Here is a 14,773-nt window from a genome sequence, read left to right on the forward strand (position 1 = left end):
ATGCATAAATTAAAATTTAAAGAAAAGGCCGCTTACGGATTAGGTGATTTTGCATCATCTATGTTTTGGAAGATATTTTCAATGTATCTACTTTTCTTTTATACAGACGTTTTTGGGATTTCTGCTGCTATGGTAGGTACAATGTTTTTAGTTACAAGAGTTTTTGACGGTATCAATGATCCTATTATGGGAATTATTGCCGATAGAACTAATACAAAATGGGGTAAATTTAGACCCTACCTCATGTGGATGGCGATCCCTTTTGCTATTATTGGAATACTAACCTTTACCACACCAGATTTAAGCACTTCGGGAAAACTCATTTACGCTTACATCACATACGCTTTAATGATGATCGTTTATACAACCGTTAATGTTCCGTATGCATCTTTATTAGGAGTTATGACTTCTGATCTAAAAGATAGAACATCATTAGCTACTTTCCGATTTGTATTCGCTTTTGCTGGAAGCATTCTTGTATTAGCTCTTGCCGAACCATTAGTTAGCTTTTTTAGTAAAACTGCTTCTGGAGTTGATGATACTCAAAAAGGGTGGCAATATACCTTGATAGTGTATGGAGTTATCGCAGCTGTTCTTTTCTATCTTACTTTTTATTACACCAAAGAAAGAGTAAAACCTCCTAAAGAACAGAAAAATTCTTTAAAAACAGATTTAAAAAACCTAGCAAACAATAAACCGTGGTTTATCCTATTAGGTGCAGGAGTATCTTCGTTGATTTTTAATTCATTGAGAGATGGATCTGCTATTTATTATTTTAAATATTATTTTAACAATCAAGAAGCATTTAAGCTTTCCATAATCGAAGTCGCTATAAATTATAGTACACTTTATTTAGTTTTAGGGCAAGCATTTAACATCATCGGAGTTCTTTTAGCTAAACCTTTATCTGATAAAATAGGAAAAAAAAACACATTCCTACTTTCAATGGTTTTTGCCACAACAATGAGCTGTATCTTCTTTTGGTTTGAGGAAAGTGATTTAATATTAATATTCTTATTCCAATCATTAATTAGTATTAGCGCTGGAATCATCTTCCCCTTACTCTGGTCAATGTACGCTGATATAGCAGATTTCTCAGAATGGAAGACTGGCAGAAGAGCTACTGGTTTGATATTCTCATCATCATCTATGTCGCAAAAAATGGGATGGACTCTTGGAGGGGCTCTAACTGGCTGGATGTTGGCTTATTATGGATTTGAAGCCAATACTTCGCAAACAGAATCTGCCACTACAGGAATAAGAATGATGCTAAGCTTTATACCTGCGGCAGGAGCATTGCTATCTGCTATTTTCATATTTTTTTACAAATTAGATGACAAATTTGTTCGACAAATTAATACTGAGTTAATAGCGAGAAGGAAAAACGACAATTAAAAAGTATTTAAAATGATTAACAAAATAGAAAAACCATTCTCTAAAACTTTTGAAGAATTATTTAAAACGCATAAAGAATTAATTGAACAGAAAAACAGACCAATAGAAAACAACAATGGAGTATTCGAAAGATATGAAAAGCCTATAATAACTGCTGCGCATACTCCATTACATTGGAGATATGATTTAAACGAGAATACTAATCCTATGGGATTAGAGCGCATTGGTGTCAACGCTACCTTTAATGCTGGAGCAATTAAATGGGGTGACAAATACATTTTATGTGTTAGAGTGGAAGGATTTGATAGAAAATCCTTTTTCGCAATTGCAGAAAGTCCAAATGGAATTGATAATTTTTCATTTTGGGATAAACCTTTAATTATTCCAGAAACAAACAATCCAACAACTAATATATATGATATGAGATTAGTATCTCACGAAGATGGTTGGATATATGGTGTATTTTGTGCTGAAAGAAAGGACCCTAGTGCTCCAGCGGGAGATGTATCTAGTGCAATTGCAAGTGCAGGACTAGCTCGCACAAAAGACTTAATAAACTGGGAAAGATTACCTGACTTAATAACTCCTTCTAATCAACAAAGAAATGTGGTACTTCATCCTGAGTTTATCAATGGGAAATACTGTCTATATACAAGGCCCCAAGACGGATTTATAACAACTGGAGCGGGAGGTGGAATTGGCATAGGGTATACTGATTCAATGGAAAATCCAATTATAGAAAAAGAAAATGTCATATTTAATAAAAAATTTCATACCGTATATGAACTTAAAAATGGTTTAGGTCCTGCTCCACTTAAAACTAGAGATGGATGGATACATATGGCTCATGGGGTTCGAAATACTGCAGCGGGATTAAGGTATGTACTATATGTGTTTATTACTGATTTAAAGGATATTACTAAAATAAAATATTGCCCTGGCGGATATTTTATGGCTCCAAATGATGAAGAGATTATTGGAGATGTAGGTAACGTTTTATTTTGTAACGGATGGATTGAAGATCCAGATGGAACCGTTTTTATTTATTATGCTTCCTCTGACGTAAGGATGCACGTAGCAGTCTCATCAATAGATAAATTATTAGATTACTGTAAAAACACACCAGCAGATGCGCATAGCAGCTCAGAATCAGTTAAAACGATTCATAAGTTAATAAGACACAATCAGGGGCTATATTAGATTTTTCTATTTCCTACAAAAACTAAGAATATTTTTAATTTTAAAATAATTGGGTTGCCAAAATACTTTACCTTTCCTTATGTATTAGTCCTAATGAACTAAAAATAAATATTAAAATATTTAAAATTGCCGATGTGATGGTAAGGAATAAATTTGCTAGTAATTCGTTTATAAATAAAGTAAATATTTGAGTGCAATCGCTACTGAAATTCAAAACAAGGAGCCTAATATTCGTACCTCGTTTAGGTTCGTTCCTTTTATCAATAAGTGAATTACTAAAATCTTTAATAAGAGTTTGGTCAAAAAATTTAACTCTACTCCTATTAGTCGAATCAGGCAACATCGAATCTTTAGGAAAATTGATGTATAAATCAGTGAGTGCTTAAGAATATTTTGTCTTTAACAGCCAAATTAATAGAAGAACATAAACTAAAATTTTAATGAGGAGATAATACAAATAATTTGAAAGATTAAACCCATTAGTCTCTTCAATAGAAACATTTTCTTGATAATATAAAATTGAATAGATGAATAATAAAGACGAGTTATATCCTATTAAGTTTTGTCCAATTTTCAAATATAGAATGTGGGGTGGAGAAAAATTGAAAAATGTATTGAACAAACAATATACTGAAATGAACATTGGAGAATCCTGGGAAATATCTGATATAAAAGAAAGTCAGACAGTCGTAGCCAATGGGAAATTTAAAGGATTCACTATTAAGCAATTATCAAAAAAATACAAAGAGAGATTACTAGGCAAAGAAGTTTATGATAAGTTTAAAGAAGAGTTTCCTCTTTTAATAAAATTTATAGATGCACGAGAACCATTATCTATTCAAGTTCATCCTAATAATCTGTTAGCAAAAGAAAGACATAATTCTTTTGGAAAAAATGAAATGTGGTATATAATGCAAGCAGACGATGATGCTAATATAATTATTGGATTTAACAAAGAAGTTGATCAAAATACTTATTCTAATCATTTAAGAAATAATTCCCTTTTAGAAATTCTTAATAAGGAGAAAGTAAAGAAGGGAGATACTTTTTACATTCCAACGGGAAAAATTCATGCAATTGGATCCGGAGTATTATTAGCAGAAATTCAACAAACTTCAGACATAACCTATCGCATTTATGACTACAACCGAATAGATTCTAAACTAGGAAAAAAAAGAGAATTACACACTGAATTAGCACTTGATGCTATGGATTATACTTTTCAGAAAAAACATAAAACAAATTATAATATACTAAATAATACTCATAGTCCCCTAGTACATTCCCCATACTTTAAAAGTCATATTTTGAGAATTAATAAAGAATTAGTTCTTGATCTATCTGACATTGATTCTTTTGTCATCTACATATGTGTAGGCGGAAAATTAAAATTAGAATATAATAAAATTGAATACGATTTGAAAACAGGAGAAACTATTTTGTTACCAGCCACAATCAACAAAGTAAAAATTACCTCGAAGAAAGTTGTTCTAATCCAAGTAACTTTGTAACATGTTAACTAATAGTTAAATATATTGTTCAAGAATCTTTAAAATTCTAAAATCTAGAACCATTTAATTGAACTTGATTAACCATTTTTGCATTCAAATGTTTCAGTATTAAAAGGGATTTAACAAAATTCAAATCGATTAAATATGGTTAATGAAAGTAATTTCCTTCGGGATATTAAAAATTAACGAAAGATAAAGACGTATTCGGAAAAGCGTTTTAAATTATAAAAAGGGAGCCATGAAAATAAATTTTTAGAGGTCAGTATTTAAATACATATCTTTAAGTCACTAAAATACTTTATTTATGGATGTTTTCAAGGGCCAAAACCTTCTAGAGTTCTCTGATCGGTTCAAAAGTGATACTGATTGCAAGGAACATTTGTCTGAAATTAAATGGAAAGACACTTATCAATGTGTAAAATGCAATCATAAAGCTAGTCAAAAACGGAAAGATTTTTCAAGGACTTGTAATGTTTGTTCTCATACAGAATCTGCAACAGCTAATACCCTTATTCCATAAAGTGAAGTTTGGTTTGCGCAAGGCCTTTTTTATCTGTTTTGAGATGGCAACAAGCACTAAAAGTCTTTCTGCAAGTCATATGGGTACACGATACGATGTAACTGAAAGGACAGCTCGTTTGTTTATGCTAAAAGTCAGATAAGCCGTGGCATCTAGCGGTAATAATCAAATGGATGGCACTGTACATGTTGATGAATTTTTTTTAGGTGGAGTAGTATAATACTCACCATTTTTAAGACAGCTACTTAAATTACAAATTTAGTGCTGTATCAAAACAAAAATTGTTTTGGAATCAATCAAATATAAACTCACTTTACTTGAGATTGTTTCAAATTTTGATGTTCATCTTCCCTAAATATTGATCATATCTACTTGCAAGCGAAAGTTTATAGAAAATTCTTCAAAAGCTTTTGACTCAAAGACCAAAACAGAGGAGACAAATAAAGAAAAAAGTGCTTTTTACAGTAAAATTAATCAGTTGTGAGTTGAAAATGATTTTTTAATAAAGTCTTGGAACGACGAGTACTCCCGAAAACAGCAAATGGTTGTACAATTCCATTCAACACTAAGCCTTACTCAACAATGTGAACTATTAGAAATTAATCGTTCAGGAGTATATCATAAATCTAAAGGAGAAAGTCCGCTAGACCTAAAATTAATGAAAGAGATCGCTAGGCAATTTTCAAAGCATCCTTGCTACGGTGTAAAACGCATGATCGATTATCTCAATCTGGATTTAGGATATCGTATGAATATCAAGAGAGTCCGAAGACTTTGTAAACTAATGGGACTTCAAACTATCTGCGTTAGACCAAAGACTACTATTAGGAGATAAAACAAGTTTTGTGTATCCAAATTTATTAAAAACCCTTTAGATCCACCACCCTAATCAAGTATAGCAAACCGATATTACTTATATCCCGATGTTTCGCGAGTTTATGTAAATAGGTTCTAATGAAGTACATATCGAAAAATATGGAACTGGAGTATTTCTAATTCAATAAGTATAGAATGGTGCATTGAATTAGTAAATGATACTATTGAGAAATATGGAACTTGATAAATTCATAATTCAGATCAAAAATAACAATATACTAGCGATATTTTTATAACCACTTTGAAAAAGTACCAAATACAAATCTGAATAGATGGAAAAGGACTCGCTCATCATAATAAATATCTAGAGAGGTTTTGCTAGTACTTGAAATACAAAAAATACACCTTAAATCCGCCTATTGGTAGATTAGATTTGTATCAAAAAGTAAAGAGATATTGAACTTTATAGTAATAGAAGAGAGCATACGAAATTAGAAAAGTACCTCCAAATCAAAAATTTTACAAAAAACCAATCGCTTCTTAATAATTAAAAATATCCTTAAACTGCCCAATGGATTGGGAGTATCATACCATAAAAAAGCTCTAGACGTAAAACATCTAGAGCAAAATTATACTTCACTTAAATTAGAATATTGCACTAGTTAATCAAATAATTATTAAAATATGTTCTAACTACTTCGTTAAGAGGATAATTAACCAGAAACGTAAATAACCTTATTGGGAAACAACGTACATAATATCTCTATCTATTAATAACAATTTTTTTAGTAAAGATTTTGTTGTTTAATGTATTAGTAATTGACACAAAGTATATACCATCAACATATGATGTCATATCCAAAACGATACTATTTTCGATTAACTCTCCTCGTCCTATTTCTTGTCCCATAACATTAAAAAGAGTATACCTTAAAATGTCTCCAGAATTGTTGATCATATTAATGATTCCATTGGACGGATTAGGATAAATTTTTGCGATATCATCAACTAATTTATTATTTTCTTCTTCTACAACCGAATTCGAATTAACATCCTTTTTAACCCATTTAGAAAAAGAATTAAGAGTTTTAGCACCAGTACCTTTCGGATCTAACCAATTACGAAGTCTTGTACCATTAGTATTTCCCGAATTCCAAGAAACAGAGAATCTCCCATAATTGTCGTCTAAACCGTTATCATTAGTTCCATAACAAGCAGCAGATCCGCCAGCTAACTGGCCTATAATTCTTCCTGTGCTATCAAAAAGTGCGGATCCTGATGATCCTGGTTCTGTAACTCCTAAATCCCAGTCATCAATTTTCCACGCCTTCAAAACTGCTTTTCCGTCACCATTCAAATCAAAAGTTGAATATTTCGGTCGAGCATTGTCTCTACATACTTTCATAACATCGCCCCAAGGGTGATGAATACCTACAGTATAACCTGTTGGTCTTTTGCCCGAGCGATCCCAACCAGCAAATTCTAACCGCCAATTACCCAATCCTCCTGTTAAGCGGAGAAGCTTAAAATCAGAATTTGAATTGCTAGCCAATCTTTTAGCTCCACTGGTCGTTTGTTTCATACTACCATTTGTACTATTAGCTGTAGTACCACAGGAAGTTTTTGGACTTACCCAATTAAAACGAAATGCCCAAGTAGATTCTGATCCAGTATTACAATGGTTGGCTGTCAAAAGAAAAGGAGTCCCATCATTCTTTGTGTTATTAATTAGAGTTCCTGAGCAGGTAGACCCATTCATAATAACCAAAGCTACTGAGTGCTTTAGTTTATTTTTAAGATTATTAAAATCTTTACCAACCCAACAATTCACATCTCTGTTACAATCACCGGAGTCATTTAATGCCTTTTGTTGAGTCTCTACATCGGTAACTGATCGGTAACCATGTATTACTCTTCCAATATTAAGCTTTCCTTGACCAATAACGCTTTTAGGCTCTCTATATTCTATCCATACTTTTTCTCCTGATACCATCCAAGTACCTAACATTTCATCAGCGCTATTAAAAACATTGGTATATGCACCTAATAAATCCGTTTTATCATCATTATAAAAATATATCGTGGCGCCAATAGGTATGCTATATTTATCGAACACAAAATTTAATGTTTTTGCTCCGTCAGAATAAATCCCTAATCGATATAAGTGATCTCCGTTAGGAAGAATATCTAACGTACCGTCCTTTTTGACATCCACATCCACTTTAAATTCATGACCAAATCTATATGGTTTGGATCTATCAGAATCATTAACTTTATCTTCTGCTCTAATTTTTTTCAAGTTAAATAAGGGCATTTGAATTTCTGAAATATTTTTTTTAGAACTTTTTAAAAATTCTTCTTCCCAACTAGCAGGTTTTCCTTCATTGGTAACTTGACCTATAAATATCGCAGAATAAAATATCATTAGGGCACTTGCAATAGTTTTTTTCATTTGTGTAAATTTTAAATTTGGTTTAATATTAATTTGGTGATGTTCTAGAAAGAAAATGAAATAGCAAATATCAGTTATTACAAAACTTACAATTGAAAAATAAAGAACTATGGATTTGTTATTTTTAATAGAATTAAACCATTAAATATTAATTATTTTAAAAAAAAATGTGTCACATAATTCCTGAAATCATAATAAGCTACTTTACAGATAATAAATTAGAAGATATAGCTTAAAAAACAACTCTTAGACGGCATATCTATATGTCAAAAAGGTATAATTACCTAAGACCATGAATTGACTTTATAGATTAGTAAACCAGTAATACTTACCGTTGTTCTGAGAGTTATTTAGCCCTTGTACTAATGTACTGGTATTATTATTATAAGATTTCACAGAATATTTAGGATTAGAAAACTAATTTCACTCCCATTTACTTCTAAGCTCTTAATACCATAGCTTATTTAGGAATTACCTGAAGCCACTGTCATATTAATCGTACTGCCATTAATATCCATTGCAGATGAAAATAAAATTATCTCAAACCAGTTAATATTTTCCCAAATATGAGGAAGAACTACATTAACAAGATTTTTCTGATAAAGACCTCCTGCAAACTTTGTATTACAAGAGGTCTCACATTCTCTATCTAGGCACAAATCCATATAACGCACGCATTGCCACAATATCTTGGTTGGTAAACCATCTACCTGCAAGAGGTGCAGTTGCCACCATAATAGAATTTTGACTTCTACCCGTATTATCTGTCCCAGGAATATGTATAGCTCCTAATTCGCTAACCGGTTCCCCATTTGCACGCCAATCACTATGACGCAATCCAAATTGGTGTCCTACCTCGTGCATAATAAGTTCTCTAAAATTAGCTCTATCATCAAAATCAGCAAGTATAGATGGAGTCCAATTTACTCGAATAGTTCTTCCAGGTCTATTATTTGCTGGAAATTCAGCAAGTGCATAGAAATTACCAATCGTATTGTCCCAAAACACAGCAATATCTCTTTGAGTATTGCCAAAATCAGCTCCATTTGCAAACACAGCCCTTAATGTGATAGAAGTATCTAAAGTATTATTAAATTGCCAAATAGCATCTCCAATAGCTTGTCTTTGGTATTGTGCATTCATATCAAAGAAGGCAATCGTATATTGTCTATTTCGTGCTGCCAAATTAGTTGTTCTAAATAATTTTTCATTCCCATCTTCACTATTTGAATCTGATTCCAAATTATCTAAATTTCCTATATTAGCCACGGCATATGTAAGGTCATTATAGACATAAAATTCTTCAGAAGTACCATCTGGATAAGATAAAACGTTCTTTTTGGTTTTTTCTTGGTCAAACCCTATTTTAGTCAAATTTGCTTGTTCTTGTTTAGTAAAAGTTTTAGATTCCTGTAATTCAGGATTGAGGTCTTCGTTCTCGCAAGAGAAAAATAAGCTCGATGCAGCAACTAAGGCTAGCGTAAAAGTCGGAAATCCTAATTGTAAATTTTTCATAATTTTAAATAATTTTAAATAATTTTAAATAATCCTCGGGGCAAGCACACGAGGCATTCAACGGAAGAAAGTTTATTTTTTAGTTTGATGAAAACCTAAGGTTTTCAAACTTTCCTCTAAACCACAGACGCAAGCGTCAGGGAATTCTATTGATTAAATTTTTAAAAAATGCCGATCCTGGTAAAACTAGTTGAAAGATATACCAAGTTTCAATTTAGGTCAGCAAATAGTCAGCGTTACGAATAGCCCATTGAAAGGAAAACTAGCATAAACGTCAGTGTATTTTTTAACACAGATGGAGTTAAAGTCTCAATTGCAACTTTTTTCAGATCCATTATTTAACGTTAATTAGCTAAATGACTTAATGTCCATTAAATGAAACACTAATTTAATATTTTGTAAAGGTGACTAAGGACAGATAGCTAAAAGGTCTAAAAAACATTGGCCATTTTAGATAGTTTTAGGCAGAATAGAACTATTACTACTATTCTTTGGATTCCTAAACTTATAAAGATGTTCTTTTAAAAGATCATATAGTTTCCATATCTAAAAAACCACACTATCATAAAAAACTTCAGATCTATTAGCCATTGAAGCATGACAATTAGTTGTTAAAAACATCAAAATACTAATGCATTACGATCCTATTTATGTAATACACCTCTTAAATAGTATGTATCTCTATTAAAGAGGTGTTACCATCTAAAACATTAACAAGATTTATTGTTTAGTAAACCAGTAATACTCACTATTATTCTGAGAGTTTTCATTTAGCGCTTGTACTAATAAACCAGTATTATTATTAAAAGATTGCACTGAATATTTAAGATCAGAAAAACTAATTTCGTTTCCATTTACTTCTATGCTCTCAGTACCATAGCTTGTTTCAGAGTTTCCCGAAGCTGCTATCATATTAATTGTACTACCATTTATGTCCCAAGTATTCACGTAAAATAAAAAAGTTCCAAAACCAAAATCTATTGAAGGACTCGTTGTACTTGTCCAACCTGTTTCTGGAGTCCATTTATTTGTTACTTGCCATTTGCCGTCAAGAGATAACTCATTAATGGCTTTAACACTCAAGTTATTTGGATCAATGAGTTTCAAAGCCTCAACTTGTTGTTCTTGTTGTTCTAGTTGTTGTTGTTCGATCGATTCGTCTTTATCGCAGGATACGATTAGCGTAGTTGATAATAATAAAGTTAAAAAGGTTTTTTGAGCATTCATAATATTTATATTTAGTTAAAATTAAAATTTTTAAGTGAGAGAGTACTATTCCTGATTAGATTAGCTCAATCTAAATCAATATTAGTTCTCTAGCTTCTTATTGTTACCTAGGGCGATAAGCACCAATTTGTTATTATATTAAATTCCGAAAATTTAGCTTTACATTATAATTGTGATTACTTTAGACAACTTAGTAAGTTTATTGAACCACAATTCTAATACTCTTAGATTCTATTTTTAAATAGTAAATACCCTTCTTAGTGAAATTGTCTGAACTAATTTGGCTTTTTATATCTACTAATTGTTCAAATAATAATCTTCCCAAAACGTCGTAAATTCTTACAGTATCACCTTGCTGGCTGCCTTTTATTGTAATTTTCTCTGATAATTTCACAGGGTTTGGGTACACACTAAGATTAGAATCTATGTTATTGACGCTTTTTGTAGACTCCTCAATATCATTTACAATCCCCCATCTAAAGACATCCCAACCTCGATCACCTATATCTGATATCGCACTCAGTTGTTTTGATTCTAAACTGAGTTGAGCACGGACATATTTATCATCAAAAGTTTTGAAAGCAACTTTTCCTTCCCCTAAACTTTCCCAAGTAAAAGTTTCCCAACCTAGTTTGGTGATAGATCTTGCTTCTAATTCGCTATTATTATCATATCTAACCTGGACATATTTATTATTCATCAAGGATCTTAAGTGTACCTTCCCGCTTCCAGCATCTTCAACCTTAAACTGTTCGCTAAGTCCTACCTCATCAGAACTAGCTCTCAAAGGAGCATTAGTTATACTTTCAACGGCACTAACATACTCTAGGTTACTCCTATCGGTTCTCAACCAAATTGTTTTTCCTATGGGTGCCTCATTTACTTCATCTTCTGAAACCGACTCTATTTTCCATTTTGCAGAATCTTTTATCGGAATTTGAAATCTAACGTAATTATCGTCAATCCCAACAGCGTGGATTAACCTCAAAATTGAATCATCACTGGACAATATTGATTGTTTTTCATTACCTCCAGGAAAAATCTCAAAATCCTCTCCTGATTTGATGATTGACCAAAACGGTAAGCTGGCAGTAGAATCATATAGAAAAGGAAATATATTCTGTGGTAAGTCATTAATAATGTCAAACTCCGTATACCCTAAATGGGTTTCTAAATAATCTCCAGTACCTACACTCTTTATATGATAGGTGTAAGGGGGATTAAAAGTAATTTCCCATTGAGTATAAACTCCTGTAGTATCCTCTGTGGATAAACCTTCGCTTGATGCTATCAATTTTTTTCCATCTTTTTTATTTTCGATAGTGTATATCCCATCAGGTAATATTGCAGGAGCCGGATTTATATAATTAATCCTCTGTAAAGCTTCCGGAACACCTTCTATTCTCGTTTCAGTGTCCTCTTCAGACACATTCATTTTGACACCTTTATTCTGATCTAGATTTAATCCAGGGTTATTTTCAATTTTTATACTTTTTGAAATTAACTCAAAGGGAATAGGTTCTCGATCTCTTGCTTCATAAAAAGTAAGATCTATAGCATTATTATTTACCGCTTCAGCTGCAATAAAATTATTTCCTTTTATCGTAATATTATTGGGAGCATAAGCAGAGATAAAAAAATTATAAACCCCGTTTATAGTATTGTCTATAAAATCAATATCAGATGATATCTGCAATTCTCTATCCAATTGTACAATACGCGATTTTTGGTTTATATCCTCTACATTACAATTAAAAACATTGTTGCTTACTATGATATTATTAGAGAATTCCTCAATATGGATTAAATCAACTGCTCCAGAATTATCATTAAAAGTACAATTATCAATTATTACGTTTTCGATTCGGGACAATGCGATACCTGAATTCTGAATTAGACAATTTTTAAAAGTCGTACCACTAAAATCCCATATAACTGGATACTCACTGTTTCCAGCATCAAGCGAAATAGCTCTATCATCAAATCCGATAACAGCATCTGGTACAATTTCGGAATTGATCATCTGTGTTTTGGGAGCAGAATTGATCCTTCCATGACGATTTGCCCAATACCCTGTTCTCCTGTAATTAATTATTGATAAATTCGTCATCTCAACTCCAATTCCATTTCCCGTATGTATAGCATATGCTCCTCCATTGAGAATTACGTTGCTAAAAATAATACCTGTATAATTTAATTGTTCAACAATAATTGGATTTTCCGCTAAGTATGTGGTATGTCTCGCATCGATAAGAATATCAAAAACATTATTTCCTAAATTCTTTTTCTCTAATGCGATATTTATAAATTCCACATCATTAGAACGAATTGCAAAAGAAGCAGTATTACTGAAAATAGTTTTTATACCAGAAGCTCCTACATTATCTGGATCAAAAGATTCTATAGCAATTTCCCCTTTAAGCGTGATAGGTTTATTAATTAAAACATTAGTAATACCGTCCAAATCATATGACTCGCTCTCGAAAATCAAGATATCTCCATCATCTGCTTTATCGATTGCTGTTTGGATTTTTAAAGCAATATTACCACTGTTGCCATACTCCTGATCGAAAAATATATCTTTAGCCTCCACCGAAGCTATCCGAGTTATTAATAAAATTAAAAAAAATTGAAAACTTTTAACTAACATCTTATATAGGTTTTAAAGAGGTTTTATATATTTTAAAAATTGTTTTGGTAAACTCTGTTAATAATCAATTTTATATAAATACAGAAAGGTGCAGACATTATCCTTCTAAAAAACAAATAGAAAAATACTCGGTTAACATCAAATCTCAAGTGGTTAAAACAAGACATTATCTGTATAAAATTTTAAAATGAAATAAGTGTTACAAGCCCTAGAGACCCCCCTCTAAAAATAGACCTAAAAAAATGTAATTCACTTCACTTACAGATAATCACCTTTCTACATTAATATATTTAAATAGTGTATTGTGAAATTCTCAAATATCAATACTAACCAAGTCAATCTACCGTAATAGATTATAAACATCTAATTACTATTAGTAACTCGAGCCAATTACACTATTTAGACGACTATCTTGTCCAAGCTTTTCTTCCATGCTCTAAAGCATATACCATTCTTTCCTTTTGAGCTTTAGTAAACATTACCAATCTCTGATCAGGAGTATAATCCATATAATTCATGAACATTTGGTTATTGCCACATTTGGGATCCTTGCGCGGATGTGTAGCCCACACCCCATCATTGTTCTCGCTCTGATTTGGCGTATCCCAAACCTTATCTCCGTTATTACATGCAAATCCTTTGAAAATATGCTCTAAATTCAGAAAATGACCCACCTCATGTATTAAGGTTTTCCCGCCTTTTACATTATTGTCATTGTTATTGGAACCCCAAGCACTAAATGCCTGAGAGGCAATCAATACATTATCATCCCAAACGCTTGGTGCAGTGTATGGCAAGTAAGCCTGCCCGTAATAACCATAAAGTGCCTCAGGGAGCACATATACATTAAGAACCTTTCCAGGTGATACTGGTGCTAATCCCCCATTCCTCCATCTATTATAATTAGAGTATACTTTAAAGTTTTCATCTACATATCTTCTGTGTATGGCCTGTAATGTAAAATTTACACCTACGTTAGCATCCAATCTGGCAAACTCCGCAGGTATTCCTGTATTATTGTTTTCGTTTTTGTTAAAACCGCTATTTAAAATGTTAATCTGTCTCCTAATAAGCCAATCTGGTATATTCTCCACACTTTTGTTAAATAATACATTAACCACTACAGGCACCTGATAAACTTTGTTAACTTTAGCAGCAGAACTTTTAGAAAAAGCCTCCATTTTCTTCTCTTCTTGATCGAGAAAGGATTGTAGGCCCGGGTTATTTTTTAACGCTTTTTCTTGTAAGATAGTGCTAGAACAGTGTTTATCGACTGCATTTGTAATTGGTTCAATACTTTGCTCGTTTACATCTTCCTTTTGACAGGATGCTAAAAGTAGAAAACAAGATGACACTCTTAGGAATGATTTTAAATTCTTCATAATAATAAAAATTTGTGTATTTAAAGTTGGTGTAAATAACTCTAATAAATTTAAATTAACATTTTTTTTTATGTTAGTAAATAGTTAGTTTCTAGTTATAGAGAG

Annotated in this window: 10 protein-coding genes and 1 pseudogene; 5 read left to right on the plus strand and 6 right to left on the minus strand. The window is 31.9% G+C overall.

The window, feature by feature from the left end; translation table 11 throughout:
* From H526_RS0127855 to H526_RS31375, 5 genes and pseudogenes are all read left to right on the plus strand, one after another.
* A complete protein-coding gene (locus H526_RS0127855) occupies positions 1–1,395 on the plus strand; it encodes an MFS transporter (protein ID WP_027395934.1) in 1,395 nt (464 codons plus the stop codon).
* Between the two features lie 12 nt (positions 1,396–1,407).
* On the plus strand, positions 1,408–2,595 hold the full coding sequence (locus tag H526_RS0127860) for a glycoside hydrolase family 130 protein (protein WP_027395935.1): 1,188 nt from the start codon (positions 1,408–1,410) through the stop codon (positions 2,593–2,595).
* Between the two features lie 527 nt (positions 2,596–3,122).
* Positions 3,123–4,106: a type I phosphomannose isomerase catalytic subunit gene (locus H526_RS0127865; RefSeq protein WP_027395936.1), complete on the plus strand. Its 984-nt coding sequence runs from the start codon at positions 3,123–3,125 to the stop codon at positions 4,104–4,106.
* 304 nt (positions 4,107–4,410) lie between these two features.
* A pseudogene (locus H526_RS30440) lies at positions 4,411–4,837 on the plus strand (IS1595 family transposase); the annotation flags it as partial.
* A 330-nt stretch (positions 4,838–5,167) separates the two neighbouring features.
* On the plus strand, positions 5,168–5,461 hold the full coding sequence (locus H526_RS31375) for an IS3 family transposase (protein ID WP_027395937.1): 294 nt from the start codon (positions 5,168–5,170) through the stop codon (positions 5,459–5,461).
* Between the two features lie 744 nt (positions 5,462–6,205).
* Here H526_RS31375 and H526_RS30450 read toward each other — a convergent pair.
* The 6 genes from H526_RS30450 to H526_RS0127905 form a co-directional block, all read right to left on the minus strand.
* A complete protein-coding gene (locus tag H526_RS30450; RefSeq protein WP_051336405.1) occupies positions 6,206–7,894 on the minus strand; it encodes a T9SS type A sorting domain-containing protein in 1,689 nt (562 codons plus the stop codon).
* A gap of 464 nt (positions 7,895–8,358) precedes the next feature.
* Positions 8,359–8,559, minus strand: a complete 201-nt coding sequence (locus tag H526_RS0127885; protein ID WP_027395938.1) for a hypothetical protein — start codon at positions 8,557–8,559, stop codon at positions 8,359–8,361.
* Positions 8,540–9,409 (minus strand): M57 family metalloprotease, encoded by an 870-nt coding sequence (locus H526_RS0127890; RefSeq protein ID WP_027395939.1) that lies wholly within the window; start codon positions 9,407–9,409, stop codon positions 8,540–8,542. The genes H526_RS0127885 and H526_RS0127890 overlap by 20 nt, the downstream gene beginning before the upstream one ends.
* A gap of 720 nt (positions 9,410–10,129) precedes the next feature.
* On the minus strand, positions 10,130–10,636 hold the full coding sequence (locus tag H526_RS0127895; protein WP_027395940.1) for a hypothetical protein: 507 nt from the start codon (positions 10,634–10,636) through the stop codon (positions 10,130–10,132).
* Positions 10,637–10,835: 199 nt separating this feature from the next.
* Positions 10,836–13,286 (minus strand): T9SS type A sorting domain-containing protein, encoded by a 2,451-nt coding sequence (locus H526_RS30455; RefSeq protein WP_051336406.1) that lies wholly within the window; start codon positions 13,284–13,286, stop codon positions 10,836–10,838.
* 407 nt (positions 13,287–13,693) lie between these two features.
* The gene (locus H526_RS0127905) at positions 13,694–14,668 is read right to left on the minus strand and encodes a M43 family zinc metalloprotease (RefSeq protein ID WP_027395941.1); all 975 of its coding nucleotides are present in this window, start codon (positions 14,666–14,668) and stop codon (positions 13,694–13,696) included.
* Between the last annotated feature and the right edge of the window lie 105 nt (positions 14,669–14,773).

This window comes from Aquimarina latercula DSM 2041 (assembly GCF_000430645.1).
In the GTDB taxonomy this organism is placed as follows: Bacteria; Bacteroidota; Bacteroidia; order Flavobacteriales; family Flavobacteriaceae; genus Aquimarina; species Aquimarina latercula.

Coding starts and splice junctions, on each gene's coding strand:
- H526_RS30450 (WP_051336405.1), bottom strand. CDS start 7,894: ATGAAAAAAACTATTGCAAGTGCCCTAATGATATTTTATTCTGCGATA.
- H526_RS0127885 (WP_027395938.1), bottom strand. CDS start 8,559: ATGGATTTGTGCCTAGATAGAGAATGTGAGACCTCTTGTAATACAAAG.
- H526_RS0127905 (WP_027395941.1), bottom strand. CDS start 14,668: ATGAAGAATTTAAAATCATTCCTAAGAGTGTCATCTTGTTTTCTACTT.
- H526_RS31375 (WP_027395937.1), top strand. CDS start 5,168: ATGGTTGTACAATTCCATTCAACACTAAGCCTTACTCAACAATGTGAA.
- H526_RS0127890 (WP_027395939.1), bottom strand. CDS start 9,409: ATGAAAAATTTACAATTAGGATTTCCGACTTTTACGCTAGCCTTAGTT.
- H526_RS0127865 (WP_027395936.1), top strand. CDS start 3,123: ATGAATAATAAAGACGAGTTATATCCTATTAAGTTTTGTCCAATTTTC.
- H526_RS30455 (WP_051336406.1), bottom strand. CDS start 13,286: ATGTTAGTTAAAAGTTTTCAATTTTTTTTAATTTTATTAATAACTCGG.
- H526_RS0127860 (WP_027395935.1), top strand. CDS start 1,408: ATGATTAACAAAATAGAAAAACCATTCTCTAAAACTTTTGAAGAATTA.
- H526_RS0127895 (WP_027395940.1), bottom strand. CDS start 10,636: ATGAATGCTCAAAAAACCTTTTTAACTTTATTATTATCAACTACGCTA.
- H526_RS0127855 (WP_027395934.1), top strand. CDS start 1: ATGCATAAATTAAAATTTAAAGAAAAGGCCGCTTACGGATTAGGTGAT.